A 15,722-nucleotide genomic window follows, 5' to 3' on the forward strand; every position below is an offset into this window, starting at 1 on the left:
GGCGAAATTCGCCTCTGACAGAATCTGTCAGGTTGTATAGGGTAGGTAGAAAGACCCCAAATCGGGCTGGAAGACCTATTGTTCGCGGAATGCGCGATCAAAACTGTCGGTGATCGGGGCAAACAGATAGGCGAGAATCGTTCTGGCACCGGTGACGATCTCAAGCTGTGCGGCCATTCCCGGCGATAAAATCATGCCTTCATGTTCGGCAAGGCTTTCCGAATCGATTTCGATCATTGCCTGAAAATACGGGCGACCTTCCGGGTCGGTCAGACGATCCGGCGACACATCCGCCACAACGCCCTTTACCGGCGCAAACCAGCGCTGGCTGAAAGCCGTCACCCGGATATTAACCTCAAGCCCCTCATGCACGACATCGATATCGTTCGGCGATACGCGCGCCTCGATCACCAGCTTGTCGTCCTGCGGCACGATTTCAAGCACTTGCGCACCGGGCGGGATCACTCCGCCAACGGTGGAAAACTGCAAATTGGTGACCGTACCGGAACGCGGTGCCTTGATGTCGGACCGCACCAGAATATCCTCCGCCGAACGTAACCGTTCATTCAGGTCTGAAATCTCGCCCTGGATATCGCGAAGCTCGGTATTGATGGTTTGCAGATTGTCCCGTGTCAGCTGCGCCTGACTGGATTTGACCTGCTGGATTTGCTGCTCAATACGTGCGATATCGGCCGAAAACCGTCCGATATTGCCAAGAACCTCGACCAACCGGCTTTCAAGCTGAAGCAGACGGGTGCGTCTGGCATAGCCAAGATCGACCATGGGCTTGACCATGGCAAGCTCTTCCTTGACGATGCCAACCTGCTGCTCGGATGCGGTTTTCTGTTCCTGCGTGCCGATGATTTCGCGGCGCAGTTCCTTGATCCGTTCGTCATAAAGTTCAAGTTCGCCACGAAACGCGTTTATCCGGCTTTGAAACAGGGTTTCCTGCGATTCAACAATCCCGACATATTTCGGATCATAAAGCGGCGCGGGAAACTGGATTCTGTCCTTGCCGCCACGTTCGGCAATCAGGCGGGCCTGTGTCGCCAGCGCATTGAGGTATCGGTTGTTCAGCAGGTCATAACTGGCCCGCGCACGCGTATCGTCAAGCCGGATCAGGACGTCGCCACCCTGCACACGCGCACCATTGCGCACCAGAATGTCACGAATGATCCCGCCTTCAAGATGCTGAACACTCTGCCTGCCCGAAAACGGTGCGACCACGCCGCTTGCCGTTGCGGCGGAATTGATGCGCGCCGTTGCCGCCCACAAGAACACCGATCCGACACCCAGGATCAGGATCAGAAGGCCGATCCGCACCAGCGGTCTGACATCGGTTTCAAGTTCACGCGCGGTTGGAAGCTCCACCCCTGCCATCAGACACCACCCTGTCTGCGACCAGCCGATCCTTCAACCACCCGAAGCTTTGGCGGGTCACTGCGTTTCGGGCGCGGGGCGGCGGCAGACTGCTGTGTTCCACTTCGCGCCCTGCGGGCTTCTTCCCGCGCGGCGGCCTTTTTCGCCAGAACCTGTGCACGCGCTTCTTTGCGGCTGGCCTCAAGGGCGGCCTCGCGGGCGGTCTTACGCGCGCTCAGTCTTTGTTTTTCCTGCTTTTCACGGGCAATGCGCATCCGTTCGGCACGGTCGTCCGCTGTTGTTTCGGCCTTTTTGCGGGTGGCCGGGCGCATGGTCATCATGGTGCCACCCGGGGTCGGTTGCGGCACCATTTCGGTGCGCTCGATCCCGGCCTTTGCACTGGCTTGTGTTGCACGCCCTGCCTGTGCGCGGGTTGGGGTCGGCATAATACCGGCGGGCAAAGGCGGCTGTTCCGGTGTTTGATTTTGCGCCGAATTCTTTTCAATGATCGGGCGCGGTGCATCCGGGTTGGGCACGGCAATTCGTTTGGGCGTGATCCGCATTTGTCCATCACGCGCCGGTTCGGCAGCAGGCGATGCCACGGGTGCAGGTGGTGGCGCGATCATCTGATCGGCCTTGGCCCGCACCGGCACGACCTGAATCTGACCGTTGGCAAGGGCAAGGATCGCATCGGCACGCACCAGAATTTCGCGTTCGTGACTGACGATAAAGGTCGTGATCCCGGCACGGCGCACGATATCAATCAGCCCGCTGATATGCCCGACACCATGGTCATCAAGGGCGGTTGTCGGTTCATCCAGCAACAACATGCGCGGCCGCCCGAACAAAGCAGCGGCAAGGGCGATAAGCTGTCGCTGCCCGCCCGAAAGGTTGCGCCCGCCCCGTTCAACCCGGGTTTCATAGCCATCAGGAAGATCAAGGATGAATTTATGCGCCCCGGCCAGTTCGGCCGCCTGAATGATGTCGCGCATTTCGGCATTGCCAAGACGGGCAATATTTTCGGCAATCGTGCCGGGAAACAGGAACGGGTTCTGCGACAGATAGCCGACCTGCGGTCCAAGTTCGCCGCGATCAATCCGCGATGCTTCGATTTCATCAAGCTTGACCGATCCCGATCCGGGCACCCAGATGCCCATGATCAGCTTCAAAAGGGCTGTTTTACCAACCCCGTTAAACCCGGCGATGGAAATCACCTGCCCCGGCCCGGTCTTGAACGAAAATCCCTTGAACAGAACATTTCGGCTGCCCGGCGGGGCAAAAACCAGACGATCCACGGAAACTGACATACCGCGCCCGCGTGGCAGCGGCGCAGGTGTCGATTGACGTTTATCCAGAAGGATCTTGTTCAGCCGTTCGAACGAATTGCGCGCCGAATTCCAGCTGCGCCATGCCGAAACCGCGCCATCAAAGGGTGCCAGCCCGCGCATCCCCATGATCATGGAGGCCACCATGATCCCGATCGTGATGCTTTCAGTCAGCACCAGATAGGCCCCAACCCCGATAAAACAGACCTGCATGGCCAGACGGATGAAATGCGAAAGCGTTGTCGATGTCCCGACCCGTCGGCTGGCCTGGCCTTCCCAATACAACGCATCGGACTGATCAGCCTGCCAGCGCTGGCGTGCGGACGGGGTCATGCCCATGGCTTCCATCGCCTCGGCATTGCGGATATAGGTTTCTTCCTGCGCGATGCCGCGGTTCTGGCTTTCTTCGGACCGGTCGACCGAAATCTTTGCCGCCGCCTCGTTGGCAATCGCGATCAGGATCAGGATCGTCGCCCCGGCACAGGCCACAAGCCCAAGCCGCGTGTCAAAGATGAACACCACACCGATATAGACCGGGGCCCACATGAAATCGATCAGGGTAAAGGGGCCCGATCCGGTCAGGAACCCGCGCAGACCATAAAGATCGCGCAACGGTCGCTGGCGCATATTGTTGCCGCGCGCGGCCTGTTGCACGACATGGGCAAACAGATCCCCGCCAAGCCGAAGATCAAGTGCGGTGCCAACCCGGATCAAAAGGCGCGAACGCAATTGTTCCATCGACGCAATGAACAGCAGCACCAACGCGATGCCAAGCGTCAGGAGCAAGAGCGTATCGACACTGCGGCTGGAAAGGACACGGTCAAACACCTGCATCGAATAGATCGGGATGACCATGTTCAGCATATTGATGACCATGCTGAATCCGCCGACAAGGGCAATCGACCGCCAGAACACCCGTTCCAGCGGGGTGCGATCCCCTTCCCGTGTCGCGCCCGCCTTGCGGACCGACTGGATTTTGTCCAGCAGGGTCATTGTGTTCCTTCCCAAACCCCGTTCGCAGCAAATCTTGTATCACATCAAATATGGCGCACGCGCCAAGCGACCCGCGACAAACCTGTTACGAGCCACCTATCCGATTGCATAAGCACTATTCTAGGGCAACATATAAGGATGTGTTAACAAATTAAGGAACTTCAACGATTTGCGGGCAATAATACGCTGGTTCCGGCATTGCGTAATGCTGCATTTTGCCGCGAATCCGAAAAAACATGCCCGCAGGCAGACATGCCGGAATTGCCGACAACCTGTTGGAAATCTTCCTTTTTCTGATTTGAATTGCGCCAACTCAAATCAGGCGGCGTGCGTTTGGCTTACCCTTGGAGCACGTCGCAAGGCGCAGGCAAAGGTACGTTGCCCTTGCCCTTAACATCTAAAAACATACCTTTTAAGTCAGGGAAAAAGAATCGGGACACCCCATGGAAAACGAACCCTCAAGCCTGCCTGTCTTCCTGCAACGCTTTCTTGCCATCAGTCCGGGCGGCAATTCGCACACCTTCCCGTTAATGGCCTGCATGGCCGGGGTTCTGGCGACCTGCGCATGGATGCTCGGTGGATTATCCATGGCAATTTCGGCCGCGATTGCCGTTGCGCTGATGCTTGTGCTTGCCCCGATGATATCCCCCGAAGTCCTGATGAAATTGTTGCGCGCCCGCCCGCTGGATGCCGCTTCCTTCCCTGCCATTCACGAAATGGCGGCGATGCTGGCGCGCCGTGCCGGGCTTGATTACCTGCCAAAGCTTTTCCTGCTGCCGGGCAAGGGGGTGAATGCAATCACCACCGGCACCGCCGAAGAAACGACCATCGCGATATCAAATGATGCCCTTCATACGCTTTCCCCGCGCCAGATGCGCGCCCTGCTGGCCCATGAAATCGCCCATGCATGGCACGGCGATACGCGCATCCTTCTGATGACCGACGTGCTGTATCGGGCCACATGGACCATTGCCCTGTTCGGATTGATGCTTTTCATTTTTGGCAACTTTGATCCGCCAAACTGGATGGTCATTGTCTTTGGCGTGGTCCCGACCGTAAGCTTCCTGTTGCAGCGCGCCGTGATCCGGGATCGTGAATTCATTGCCGATCACGGCGCAAGCGACCTGTTGAACGGCCCCGAAGACATGATCGAGGCCCTTTTGCATATCGATCAGATCAATCGCCGCCGTTTGCGCCTGATCCCTTATCGCAGCACGCAACCACCCTTATTGCTTGATACCCACCCACCGGTCAGCGCCCGCATCCGGGCATTGCGCGACCTTAAACCCGGCACGTGGCAGAAATTCTTTGAAAACCGGCGACCTCCCGGCACAAAATAGCCCAACCTGACAATAACCACGTGCTTCTTTCATGCCCCTATCGCCCACGCCAGATCAGGAACTTGGTCCCTGCCCGATTTGCGGGCGGATGATGATCGCGGGCGACAGTGTCGACCGCCATCACTGGACGCCGAAATCAAAGGGCGGCACGGATACCCAATGGCTGCACCGCGTCTGTCATCGCATGATCCATCGATTGTTTGACGAAACCACCTTGGCGCGCGATTTCGATGTACCGGAAAAAATCATCGCCCATCCCGATATGCAGACATTCATCCGATGGATACGCAAAAAGCCCGTTGATTATATCGACTGGCCGGAAAATGCCGGACGATACGGACGCAATCGCCGCCGCAGCCGTTAAAATCACGAAAACACGCAACAGGCCGATTGCATTTTGCAGCCGACATAAAGGTTTACCTTGCGCGACCGGGCCGATATACGGCCCCAGTTTTGCGGCGACAAACCGTGTTGCAATTGGCACTATGAAGACCAATCACCCCCAAGAACGGACAAAGGAAACCAGATGCCAAGCCTCGACATGCTGAGCGAACTGATCCCGGCCTTTGTCACGTTATTTGTGATCATTGATCCAATCGGGCTGGTGCCGGTCTTCATCGTCCTCACACAGGGGACCGATACCAGACACCGCCGCCGCATGGCGATCCGGGCCTGCATCGCAAGCTTCCTGATCCTTGCCGCCTTTGCCGTTATCGGCGAAAGCGTGCTTGGCATCTTTGGCATTCACATGCCGGCCTTCCGGATTGCCGGCGGAACGCTTCTGTTCCTGATCGCGCTTGAAATGCTGTTTGAACGCCGCAGCCAGAAACGCAACCAGCGCGCCGAACAGGTTCATCAGGAACTTGAAGACGAACACGAACTTGATCAGCAGATCACCGATGCTAAACCGGCGCAACCCGACGAAGAACCGGACGATATTTCAATCTTCCCGATGTCGATCCCGTTCCTTGCCGGTCCCGGCTCCATCGCGACCGTGATGCTCTTGATGGGCAAATATGAAAACAGCGTGGTAATGCAGGTCAGCGTCGTCGCGGTTGTCGGCCTTGTCATGCTCTGCGCGCTGACCATGTTCCTGCTGGCCAATCTGGTTGCCAAACGCCTGAGCCCGACGGTCGCCACGGTTATCTCCCGCCTGCTCGGCATGATCCTGGCCGCCCTTGCGGTCCAGTTCATCATCGACGGCATCAAGCAGGCGTTTTTCTGATCGACACCTTCGACGTTACCTAGCCTTTCAGACCCGCATGAGCCAAAGCAGCAATAAGGTCCGTTCGGGTGACAATGCCGATGATCCGGTTATCTTCGACCACCGGAACCGCATCACAGGCCCCATCCGCCATCAGGGGCAACAAGGCGGCAATCGGGGTATTCGCCGTTGCCCGCGGTTCTGTCACCGACATGATTTCGATGGCCCGGATCGGTACATTGCGACGGCGATCAATCAGGCGCGCCATGGCGGCAAGCAATCCGCGATCCAGACGAAGGGCGTCTTCGGTTGCGCGCCGGATCAGATGGATCTGGAAAATCACCCCGATAAAACGTCCATCATCCTCAATGACCGGCAATGACGTAAATCCGTGCCGCCGAAACAGATCGGCGACCTCGTTAAGCGGGGTTTTGGCATTCACCGTCACCAGATCGCGCGACATGATCTGACCGGCCGTAATTGGCCCGGCGCGATGGGCCGCGACCTGAAATTCGGCCGCCCCGATCAGGCGCGCAAGGTCCTCGACGCCGAGGTTCAGCGACTGGCGATATTGCTGCAAAATGGAATTCAGCTCCCCCTCGTCCAGACCAAGCCGCTCAATCGGGGAACGGTCCGCTGTCTGAAAGGGGCTCTTGTCATCGAAATGGCGCAGCGGATATTTCCGCCCGGTTGCCCGGGCATAAAGTACTGCCGTCAGAACAAGAATGGCCGTGATTGCCGCAACCGGTGTCACGGCGAACTGAAAGCCAAGCTCGGTTGCGATATCCGGGTTCATCGCAACAACCATCGCAACCGCCCCGCCCGGCGGATGAACCGCACGCGCCAGAATCATGACCGTAATCGCAAGCCCGACCGCCACCGCCACCCGCAAAACCGGATCGGGGATCACATAACAAACGGCAACCCCGGCAAGGGCGGCAACAGAGTTGCCGACAATCGCCGACCACGGCTGCGCCAGCGGGCTGTTTGGCACGGCAAACAGCAGCACGGACGACGCCCCGAACGGCGCAATCAGATAAAGCCCCGCCCCCTGCAGATCAAAGAACGACAGAACAAAACCGGCAATCCCCAGCCCGATCAGCGCCCCGAACCCGGCACGGATGGCTTCCTTATGCGTGCTGGCCGGTATCGCCGGATAAAGCGCGCGAAAATTGCGAAGTTTCATAGGATTGGTTCATTTCCGGCCCATTATTGAACATTTAATTATTGTTCAATTTTTATAAATGCGATTTTTTCTAGTATTTGTAATTCGCATCCCCGTCAATAACGGCAACCGATAAACACCAAACAAAAAAGGAGGGCACGCGGCCCTCCTTTCGAACTTTTCGCGCCAAGTCCCTTGATCGCAATGCCCCGCACAAGGCCGGATCGCGCCCGCACTGGCTGGCAATATTTTACTGTGCGGCAAAAACATATCCGCCATAGGCAACAAGCATCACAATCCCGATCCCCCGCCCGATGGTTTGACGGCGCAACAACACAGTCAGGACCAGCGATACCGCGATCATGATCGGCAGATCAAAGGTCAGGAAACGACTGGCAACCGGGATCGGGGTAATGATGGCGGTCAGGCCAAGAATACCCAGAATGTTGAAAATGTTCGACCCGACGATATTGCCGATGGCAATTTCCGACTGCTTGCGAAACGCCGCGATCAACGAGGTGGCGAGTTCCGGCAAGGATGTGCCAACGGCCACGACCGTAAGCCCGATAAAGGCCTCTGACACGCCAAAGGTCCGGGCAATCGTCACAGCCCCATCGACCATGAAGCGCGCGCCAAACATCAACGCCACCAGCCCGCCAATCACCCAGATCAGCGACAGCCACAAGCCACGCGCCGGAACCGGCAGATCACTATCATCAGCAACCGGCGCATTGCGCGACTGGCGATAGGCAAACACAAGATAGGCAACAAGCGATACAAACAGGATACCCCCGGCAACGCGCCCCATCATCCCGAAGGCAAAGATCGGCACAAGGATAATCGCGGCCGCCATCATCACCGCCGTGTCGCGTTTCAGCGTATCGCCAGAAACCCGGATCGGCCAGACAAGGGCCGACACACCCACGATCAGCAAAATATTGGCAATGTTCGATCCCACGACATTACCCAGCGCAATATCGGAAGCTCCGCGCAGGGCGGCATCAACCGAAACCAGCAATTCCGGGGTCGATGTGCCAAATCCAACGACGGTCAAACCAATCAGAAGCGGCGGCATCGCCAGACGTTGCGCAATCCCGACACTTCCGCGCACCAGCGCCTCGCCGCCGAAAAACAGACCGACAAGGCCAGCCAGCAACAACAAATATTCCAAAATAGAAGCTCCCCATCACGCTGCGGATCGATATTGTCACAGCATCCAACGCGCAGATGTGTGTGCGTCCCCGGCCTCGCGCAAGTGACCCCGATTACATTTCCGCCCGCAAAGCAAAATGGCCGGGAAATTCCCGGCCATTGATGCAGATTTCCAGATGGATATCAATCCCAGCGCTTGGTCGCGCGGATGATCGCATCGGTATCGATCTGGTAATATTTATAAAGATCAATGCTGTCGCCGCACTGGCCAAACGCATTGACGCCAAGCGGGGCGACGGCGTGACCGCGGACCGAACCAAGCCACGCCAATGCCGCCGGATGACCATCGATCACGGTAACAAGCCGCGCATCCGATGCCAGCGGCTTCAGAAGGTTTTCGATATGGGCCATGCGGCCTTCGGTTTTGCCTTCAAGGCGCGCCCGTTCCAGATCCTGCCATTCGTTATAAAGACGGTCGGTCGATGTCACGGCAAGCAAGCCAATCCCCGGATGATCGGCTTCAAGCTTTTCCCATGCGGCAATCGCTTCGGGGGCCATCGCCCCGCAATAGGCAATCGCCATTTTGCAATTTTCACCCGGTTCGCGCAGCCAGTAACCCCCCGATACGATTTCGGATTTTGTCGCATCGGAAAGGTCACGTTCCGGCTGTGCCAGCGGTTTGGTCGACAGGCGCAGATAAACCGATCCACCGTCGGGATTTTGCAGATGATCAAAAGACCAGCCCATGATGGTCGCAAGTTCGTCGCCAAAGCTTGGCTCGAAACTGGTCAGGCCCGGTTGGCCCATGCCGATCATCGGGGTTGAAATCGATTGATGCGCGCCCCCTTCGGGCGCCAGCGTAATACCGCTTGGCGTGGCAACAACCATAAACCGCGCATCCTGATAACAGGCATAATTCAACGCATCGAGGCCGCGCGCAATGAACGGATCATAAAGCGTTCCAATCGGGAACAGGCGTTGGCCAAACAGGCTGTGCGACAGGCCAAGGGCGGCCAGGTTCAAAAACAGGTTGTTTTCGGCGATGCCAAGTTCGACATGCTGGCCTTCGGGCGATCTGATCCATTTCTGGGCCGAGGGCACCTTGCGTTCGCGGAATTCATCGGCAAGATTTTCACGCGCAAACAGCCCGCGCTGGTTCACAAACCCGCCAAGGTTGGTCGATACCGTCACATCGGGCGATGTGGTGACGATCCGGTCCGCCAGATCGCTATCTTTCAGTTTCGCAAGTTCATTCAGGATTTTGCCAAAGACTTCCTGCGTGCTCGATGTCTCAACCCGGGCATAGGGCATTTCAGGGATATCGATGACGGTTGCCAGCTTCTTGCGCGATTTGCCGTCATTAAACGGGGCGGCATCGATATAGGCACGGACCTTGTCCTCGGCCACGTCAAGACCGGCGGCGTAATCCCATTCCTGCCCGTCCCCGATATTGTTCTGTTTTTTGAACGCATCCATCTGGGCCACATTCATAAGCCCCGCATGGTTGTCCTTGTGCCCCTGAAGCGGGGTGGCATAACCCTTGACCGTATAGGAGATAAAGATCGTCGGCTTGTCATTGGGAACGGAATCAAACGCATTCAAAACCGCTTCCATGCAATGCCCGCCCAGATTGGTCATCAGGTCATGCAGGGCATCGTCATCATAATCGCCAAGCAGGCTTGCCAGCGCATTGTCGCCCGGCATATCGCCAAGGATCTGTTTGCGCCATGCCGCACCCCCCTGGAAGGTCAGGGCGGAATAGACATCATTCGGTGCCTCGTTCAGCCATTTTTTCAATGACTTGCCACCCGGCTTGGCAAAGGCATCATGCAGTTTGCGGCCATATTTGATGGTGATCACGTTCCAGCCAACCGCGCGGAAAAACCGGCCGATCACCCGGAACAGATGCGCATCGATCATGCCGTCAAGGCTTTGACGGTTGTAATCGATCACCCACCAGACATTGCGAATATCATGCTTCCAGGTATCAAGAAGCGCCTCATAGATATTGCCTTCATCAAGCTCCGCATCGCCAACAAGGGCGACCATGCGACCGGGCTGTTCCCCACGCGGCAGCATATCCTTGTAACGCAGGTAATCCTGCGTAAGCGCCGCAAAGTTGGTGACCGCCGCCCCAAGTCCGACCGACCCGGTCGAAAAATCAACAACATCGCCATCTTTGGTCCGCGATGGATAGGATTGCGCCCCGCCAAAGGCGCGGAAGTTTTCAAGCTTTTCTTTCGACTGGCGACCAAACAGGTAATTGATCGCATGGAAAACCGGCGATGCATGCGGCTTCACCGCAACCCGGTCCTGCGGGCGCAGGACGTTGAAATAAAGCGCTGTCATCAATGTGGTCATCGATGCACAGCTTGCCTGATGGCCGCCGACCTTGATGCCATCGCGTTTCGGGCGGATATGGTTGGCGTTATGGATGGTCCAGCTTGATAGCCAGCGCACCTTTTTTTCAATCTGGCCCAGCATCTCAAGATCCTTGGCCGCCACGCGCCCGGTCGAGGTTGCTTCGATCATTTCGCCAATTTCAGGTGTGCTGTTTTGTGCTGACATCTTTATCTCGCCTCTCGCTGGCGTTTCGGCCCGGTTGCACCGGCATTGCCGCACGCCTTATTTCGGTATGGATTTGCGTATTTTTGCTGCTGCGCGACGCCAATCAAGCGAAAGCAACAAAAATCGCAGGATTGACGAAACTTTCAAAAAACCCTCGTTCAGCCCACGCAAGTTTTTTGAAATTCGTCGAATGTGGCACACAGGCCCGGAATTGATTTTTGGCTGTCTTCAATCCCGATTCGGGATGCCTTAGAGCCTTTTCCGTTTAGATTGAACCGTTTTGCCGGAGGCATTCTTCTGTCCTGCAAGGAAAGGATCGCAGAGCGTAGCGGGGCTACGGTCAAGATCCTTGACGCTGCGGGGCAGAAGAATGTCCCGGCCCGAAGGGTTCGGGTTTGGCAACGTTTCGCTACGTTACACCGCTTGAACGATGCCCCGCATCGCCCTTGCGCGCTGTGCCTTGCAAAACCGTTCGCCAAACGCGAACAAAATCGCTTCAATCTAAACGGAAAAGGCTCTAACGCTGCCAAGGCGGTTGCCGCATGGCGCGGAACGGCACCCACGCCATGCGCAACCTTATACGGACCGCAAATCGTTCGGGGGGTGCGGTCCGCCTCCCTTGTTCGGGAAATGCCTGAAAATGCCGGGCTATTATTCGGCGGCAATCGCCATCTGATCCCCATCAAGCGCCTGCTCAAGATCGGCAAGAATATCGTCGATGCTTTCAAGACCGGCGGACAGACGGATCAGGCCATCGGTGATCTGATACTCCGCGCGTTCTTCGGGCGTGTAGGTCGAATGGGTCATCGATGCCGGATGCTGGATCAGGGTTTCGGCATCGCCAAGGCTGACCGCGCGCGTGATCATGTTAAGACCATTCATCAGCTTGCGGCCTTCCTCAATCCCGCCTTTAAGCTCGAACGCGATCATGCCGCCAAAGCGGGCCATCTGCTTTTTCGCCAGTTCATATTGCGCAAAGCTTTCAAGACCGGGATAGAAAACCTTTTCGACCTTGGGGTGGTTTTCAAGGAAGGTCGCGATTTTTTCGGCATTGTCGCAATGGCGTTCCATACGAAGTTCAAGCGTCTTAAGGCCCCGCATCACCAGATTGGCGTCCTGCGGCGACAGAACCGCACCGGTCATGTCTTTCAGGCCGACAAGGCGGACCTGTTCAAGGTCCTCCGCACGGCCAATCACCGCACCGGCCATCAGGTCCCCATGACCGCCCAGATATTTGGTCGCCGAATGCACGACGATATCAGCCCCCAATTCAATCGGGCGCTGCAGATACGGCGTGCAATAGGTGTTATCCACCACGACCTTCGCCCCATGTTTATGGGCGATGTCGGAAATGGCTTCGATATCGACCAGGCGCATGTTCGGGTTGGCCGGGGTTTCGAAATAAACGATTTTGGTTTTGTCCGAAATCGCCTTTTCAAGTTCCGTCGGATCGGTCAGATCAACATGGGTATGCTTGATCCCGAATTTTTCCAGCCCGTGGCGGAAATAGGCAAACGTGCAGCCATAAAGGGTGCGATCGACAATGATCTCATCCCCCGGCGCAATGAATGTCCAGAAGACAGACGTAATCGCCCCCATGCCCGATGCGGTTGCAAGGGCCGCTTCGCCGCCCTCAAGCACCGCCAGACGGCTTTCAAGAAGGGCCAGCGTAGGGTTGCCGATCCGCGAATAGATAAAGCCCTGCTCTTCACCGGCAAACATGCGCCCGCCCTGCTCGGCGGTTTCAAATGCGAAGGTGGAGCTCATGTAAACCGGCGGGTTCAGCGCGCCATTATGGCTTTGCGGATCATAACCATGATGGATGGCGCGGGTGGCAAAACCGGATTTGGTGTGACGCGGATCAGACATGGAAGGCTCCCGTTATTTGAAGTGTTCTGCCTCCATAACCGCAAGGCCCATGCCAGAATTGAAAACCTTGTCATTTCAGATACTTAGTAAAATCGCGCTTCACCCGACTGTAAACTTATGTTTACAAAAACCTTCACCAACCACGACATTTCGCCAAAACTACTGGAAAACAGTCCCTTACGACTGTATAGTTTTCGTTACAGTGTAAACATTTCGGTACAGTCATGCGTTTTGAAATCACCGGGGAAAACAGGGTCGGCATCACGCGGGACGTCGTCAATGTGCTGGCGGATTTCAAACTGGATATCCGCGCCTTTGAGGTCACGACCCACCATATCTTTGCCGATATCCCGGCAATCCGGCCGGAACGTTTTCCACTGCTCGCCCATCGCCTGATGCAGCTACCCGGCATTGAGGACGTCAAACCGATTGACCGCCTGCCGACCGAACGAAGGCGTGCGCAGCTTCACGCAACCCTTGCCGCCCTTGGCGATCCGGTGATCGCGGTGGATGCCAACGGCCTGATCGCACAGGCAAACCCCGCCGCCCAAAACATTGCAGGCTCCCCCGATGCGCCGCTGCGCGACCGGCCCTTGGCCGATTTCCTGACCGACCCGGATATTAACGATCTGCGCCAAAGCCATTTCCGCCTGCCCGAACGCGAGGTCACACTGGGCGGTCAAACCTATCTGCTACAGGTCGAACCCATCGGCCATGTCGATGACGGCACCGATGCCGCCGATGATGAACCGTGGGGCGGGGTCATGGTGTTTCACCGCGCCGCACGCCTTGGCCGCGTCATGACCGCCCTTCAGGATCGCAGCCACACCGGCTTTGACGACATCATCGGCCAAAGCAAGGTACTGGCACGGGTCAAGGCACAGGCAAAACGACTGGCATCGGTCGACGCCCCGCTTCTGATCCTCGGTGAAACCGGCACGGGGAAGGAGCTTTTTGCCCGCGCCTGCCATCGCGCCAGCAACCGCGCCGATCAGCCATTTCTGGCGCTAAACTGTGCCGCCATGCCCGAAGGCCTGGCCGAAAGCGAACTGTTTGGCTACGCCGCCGGGGCCTTTACCAGTGCGCGGCGCGGCGGCAAGCCGGGGCTTCTGGAACTGGCCGATGGCGGCACGTTGTTTCTGGATGAAATCGGCGAACTGACACCGTATCTGCAGGCCAAGCTTCTGCGCGTGTTGCAGGATGGCCGGTTCCGGCGCGTCGGTGGCACGGATGAAATTGCGGTTGATGTCCGCATCATCAGCGCGACCAACCGCGACCTTGACGCCATGTCGCATGACGGCACATTCCGCGAAGACCTTTATTTCCGCCTCAACGTCCTTGGCATCACCCTGCCACCTTTGCGCGACCGTCGCGAAGACATTGCCGAACTGGCCCTTTATTTCGTCACCCGCACCGCCCAGCAAACCGAACGCCCCACACCCCATATCGCAAGGGATGCCCTGTCCTGGCTTGCCAGCCACGATTGGCCCGGCAATGTACGCGAACTGGAAAACACCCTCTTTCGCGCGGTCGCCCTGCTGGATGGCGACATCCTGACCGCACGCGACCTGACCACCACCGCAAGCAGCCCGCCCGCCACGGCCACGGATGAAACCGCAACATCCCGCGATCCCGCACCCACCGCCCCCGCAACCGACCCGATCAATGCGGCCATCGCGCAAGACACACTTGCCGAGGGGATCGACATGCTCGAACGTGAAATGCTGATGCGCCTTTACCCGGATTATCCAAGCTCGCGGAAGCTTGCCGAACGGCTTGGAATCTCGCACACTGCGATTGCCCGCAAGCTTCGCAAATATGGCATTTCCGGTTGATCTTGCCACCCATGTTGCATTGCGGCATGATCCAACTAACTTAGGAGGAGGAACAACTCCTCACCCACAGGGAGAAACATCATGCTGACAGGCAAATGCGCACTTGTTACCGGCTCCACCAGCGGCATCGGTCTTGCGATGGCCAAGGCCCTTGCAGGGGCCGGGGCGGATGTCATGCTGAACGGCTTTGGCGACAAGGACGAAATCGAAGCCACCCGCAAATCGCTTGAAACCGAATTTGGTGTGACCGCGCATTACAATGGCGCGGACCTCTCCAAACCCGATCAGATCGAAGCCATGATGAAAGATGCCGCCGCAAAATTCGGCGGTGGTGCTGATATCCTGATCAACAATGCAGGCATCCAATACACCGCCCTGATCGAGGATTTCCCGCCGGAAAAATGGGACGCGATCATTGCGATCAACCTGACCTCGGCCTTCCACACGACGCGCTTTGCCCTGCCGAACATGAAAAAGAAAAACTGGGGCCGGATCATCAATACCGCCTCCGCCCACGGGCTTGTCGCCTCACCGCAAAAGGCCGCCTATGTCGCGGCCAAGCACGGCATCATGGGCCTGACCAAGGTAACGGCCCTTGAAACCGCCGAAATCGGCATCACCGCCAATTCAATCTGCCCCGGCTGGGTCCGCACCGAACTGGTCGAACGCCAGATCGAAGCCAAGGCCAAGGAAGGCGGCATTTCCGTCGAACAGGCCGCAACCAATCTGGTATCGGACAAACACCCGTCCAAACAGTTCGTCACCCCGGAACAGATCGGCCAGACCGCCCTGTTCCTGTGTTCGGACGCCGCATCACAGATGACCGGCACGCATATGTCGGTCGACGGTGGTTGGACCGCACAGTAAAGCTTTCATGCAGCTATTTGACACCGAGCGGTATCATTTCTTCGA

Annotated in this window: 11 protein-coding genes; 5 read left to right on the top strand and 6 right to left on the bottom strand. The window is 57.4% G+C overall.

The genetic code is table 11. From position 1 onward, the window contains the following. Positions 1–75 precede the first annotated feature (75 nt). Both ABIE64_RS04670 and ABIE64_RS04675 read right to left on the bottom strand, forming a co-directional pair. Positions 76–1,380 (bottom strand): HlyD family type I secretion periplasmic adaptor subunit, encoded by a 1,305-nt coding sequence (locus ABIE64_RS04670; protein ID WP_354376762.1) that lies wholly within the window; start codon positions 1,378–1,380, stop codon positions 76–78. Further along, the gene (locus ABIE64_RS04675) at positions 1,380–3,677 is read right to left on the bottom strand and encodes a type I secretion system permease/ATPase (RefSeq protein WP_354376763.1); all 2,298 of its coding nucleotides are present in this window, start codon (positions 3,675–3,677) and stop codon (positions 1,380–1,382) included. The genes ABIE64_RS04670 and ABIE64_RS04675 overlap by 1 nt, the downstream gene beginning before the upstream one ends. Positions 3,678–4,120: 443 nt before the next feature. On the opposite strand from ABIE64_RS04675, the gene ABIE64_RS04680 reads away from it, so the two are divergent. The 3 genes from ABIE64_RS04680 to ABIE64_RS04690 all read left to right on the top strand — a co-directional run bounded on the left by ABIE64_RS04680 (position 4,121) and on the right by ABIE64_RS04690 (position 6,242). Continuing rightward, positions 4,121–5,017: a M48 family metalloprotease gene (locus tag ABIE64_RS04680; protein ID WP_063092719.1), complete on the top strand. Its 897-nt coding sequence runs from the start codon at positions 4,121–4,123 to the stop codon at positions 5,015–5,017. Between the two features lie 31 nt (positions 5,018–5,048). Beyond that, positions 5,049–5,381 carry an HNH endonuclease signature motif containing protein gene (locus tag ABIE64_RS04685; RefSeq protein ID WP_341364987.1) on the top strand — a complete coding sequence of 111 codons (333 nt, stop codon included), beginning with the start codon at positions 5,049–5,051 and terminating at the stop codon, positions 5,379–5,381. Positions 5,382–5,543: 162 nt separating this feature from the next. Next, positions 5,544–6,242 (top strand): MarC family protein, encoded by a 699-nt coding sequence (locus ABIE64_RS04690; RefSeq protein ID WP_354376764.1) that lies wholly within the window; start codon positions 5,544–5,546, stop codon positions 6,240–6,242. Between the two features lie 19 nt (positions 6,243–6,261). Here the strand turns inward: ABIE64_RS04690 and ABIE64_RS04695 are convergent, their stop codons facing one another. The 4 genes from ABIE64_RS04695 to ABIE64_RS04710 form a co-directional block, all read right to left on the bottom strand. Further along, positions 6,262–7,407, bottom strand: coding sequence for an HPP family protein (locus tag ABIE64_RS04695; RefSeq protein ID WP_354376765.1), 1,146 nt, complete (start codon positions 7,405–7,407; stop codon positions 6,262–6,264). 229 nt (positions 7,408–7,636) lie between these two features. Next, positions 7,637–8,557 carry a calcium/sodium antiporter gene (locus ABIE64_RS04700; protein WP_354376766.1) on the bottom strand — a complete coding sequence of 307 codons (921 nt, stop codon included), beginning with the start codon at positions 8,555–8,557 and terminating at the stop codon, positions 7,637–7,639. 164 nt (positions 8,558–8,721) lie between these two features. Next, the gene (locus ABIE64_RS04705) at positions 8,722–11,106 is read right to left on the bottom strand and encodes a thiamine pyrophosphate-binding protein (protein ID WP_354376767.1); all 2,385 of its coding nucleotides are present in this window, start codon (positions 11,104–11,106) and stop codon (positions 8,722–8,724) included. A gap of 651 nt (positions 11,107–11,757) precedes the next feature. Then, positions 11,758–12,975, bottom strand: a complete 1,218-nt coding sequence (locus ABIE64_RS04710; protein ID WP_354376768.1) for a methionine gamma-lyase — start codon at positions 12,973–12,975, stop codon at positions 11,758–11,760. Between the two features lie 224 nt (positions 12,976–13,199). On the opposite strand from ABIE64_RS04710, the gene ABIE64_RS04715 reads away from it, so the two are divergent. Both ABIE64_RS04715 and ABIE64_RS04720 read left to right on the top strand, forming a co-directional pair. Further along, the gene (locus tag ABIE64_RS04715) at positions 13,200–14,810 is read left to right on the top strand and encodes a sigma-54-dependent transcriptional regulator (RefSeq protein ID WP_354376769.1); all 1,611 of its coding nucleotides are present in this window, start codon (positions 13,200–13,202) and stop codon (positions 14,808–14,810) included. An 81-nt stretch (positions 14,811–14,891) separates the two neighbouring features. Then, positions 14,892–15,677 carry a 3-hydroxybutyrate dehydrogenase gene (locus ABIE64_RS04720; protein ID WP_354376770.1) on the top strand — a complete coding sequence of 262 codons (786 nt, stop codon included), beginning with the start codon at positions 14,892–14,894 and terminating at the stop codon, positions 15,675–15,677. Positions 15,678–15,722 lie beyond the last annotated feature (45 nt).

The organism is Thalassospira sp. MBR-102, from assembly GCF_040549275.1.
GTDB classification, from domain to species: domain Bacteria; phylum Pseudomonadota; class Alphaproteobacteria; order Rhodospirillales; family Thalassospiraceae; genus Thalassospira; species Thalassospira xiamenensis.

What these genes read in the sequence shown, in the direction of transcription:
- ABIE64_RS04705 (WP_354376767.1), bottom strand. Translation starts at nt 11,106, where the DNA reads ATGTCAGCACAAAACAGCACACCTGAAATTGGCGAAATGATCGAAGCA.
- ABIE64_RS04680 (WP_063092719.1), top strand. Translation starts at nt 4,121, where the DNA reads ATGGAAAACGAACCCTCAAGCCTGCCTGTCTTCCTGCAACGCTTTCTT.
- ABIE64_RS04715 (WP_354376769.1), top strand. Translation starts at nt 13,200, where the DNA reads ATGCGTTTTGAAATCACCGGGGAAAACAGGGTCGGCATCACGCGGGAC.
- ABIE64_RS04685 (WP_341364987.1), top strand. Translation starts at nt 5,049, where the DNA reads ATGCCCCTATCGCCCACGCCAGATCAGGAACTTGGTCCCTGCCCGATT.
- ABIE64_RS04710 (WP_354376768.1), bottom strand. Translation starts at nt 12,975, where the DNA reads ATGTCTGATCCGCGTCACACCAAATCCGGTTTTGCCACCCGCGCCATC.
- ABIE64_RS04675 (WP_354376763.1), bottom strand. Translation starts at nt 3,677, where the DNA reads ATGACCCTGCTGGACAAAATCCAGTCGGTCCGCAAGGCGGGCGCGACA.
- ABIE64_RS04720 (WP_354376770.1), top strand. Translation starts at nt 14,892, where the DNA reads ATGCTGACAGGCAAATGCGCACTTGTTACCGGCTCCACCAGCGGCATC.
- ABIE64_RS04670 (WP_354376762.1), bottom strand. Translation starts at nt 1,380, where the DNA reads ATGGCAGGGGTGGAGCTTCCAACCGCGCGTGAACTTGAAACCGATGTC.
- ABIE64_RS04690 (WP_354376764.1), top strand. Translation starts at nt 5,544, where the DNA reads ATGCCAAGCCTCGACATGCTGAGCGAACTGATCCCGGCCTTTGTCACG.
- ABIE64_RS04695 (WP_354376765.1), bottom strand. Translation starts at nt 7,407, where the DNA reads ATGAAACTTCGCAATTTTCGCGCGCTTTATCCGGCGATACCGGCCAGC.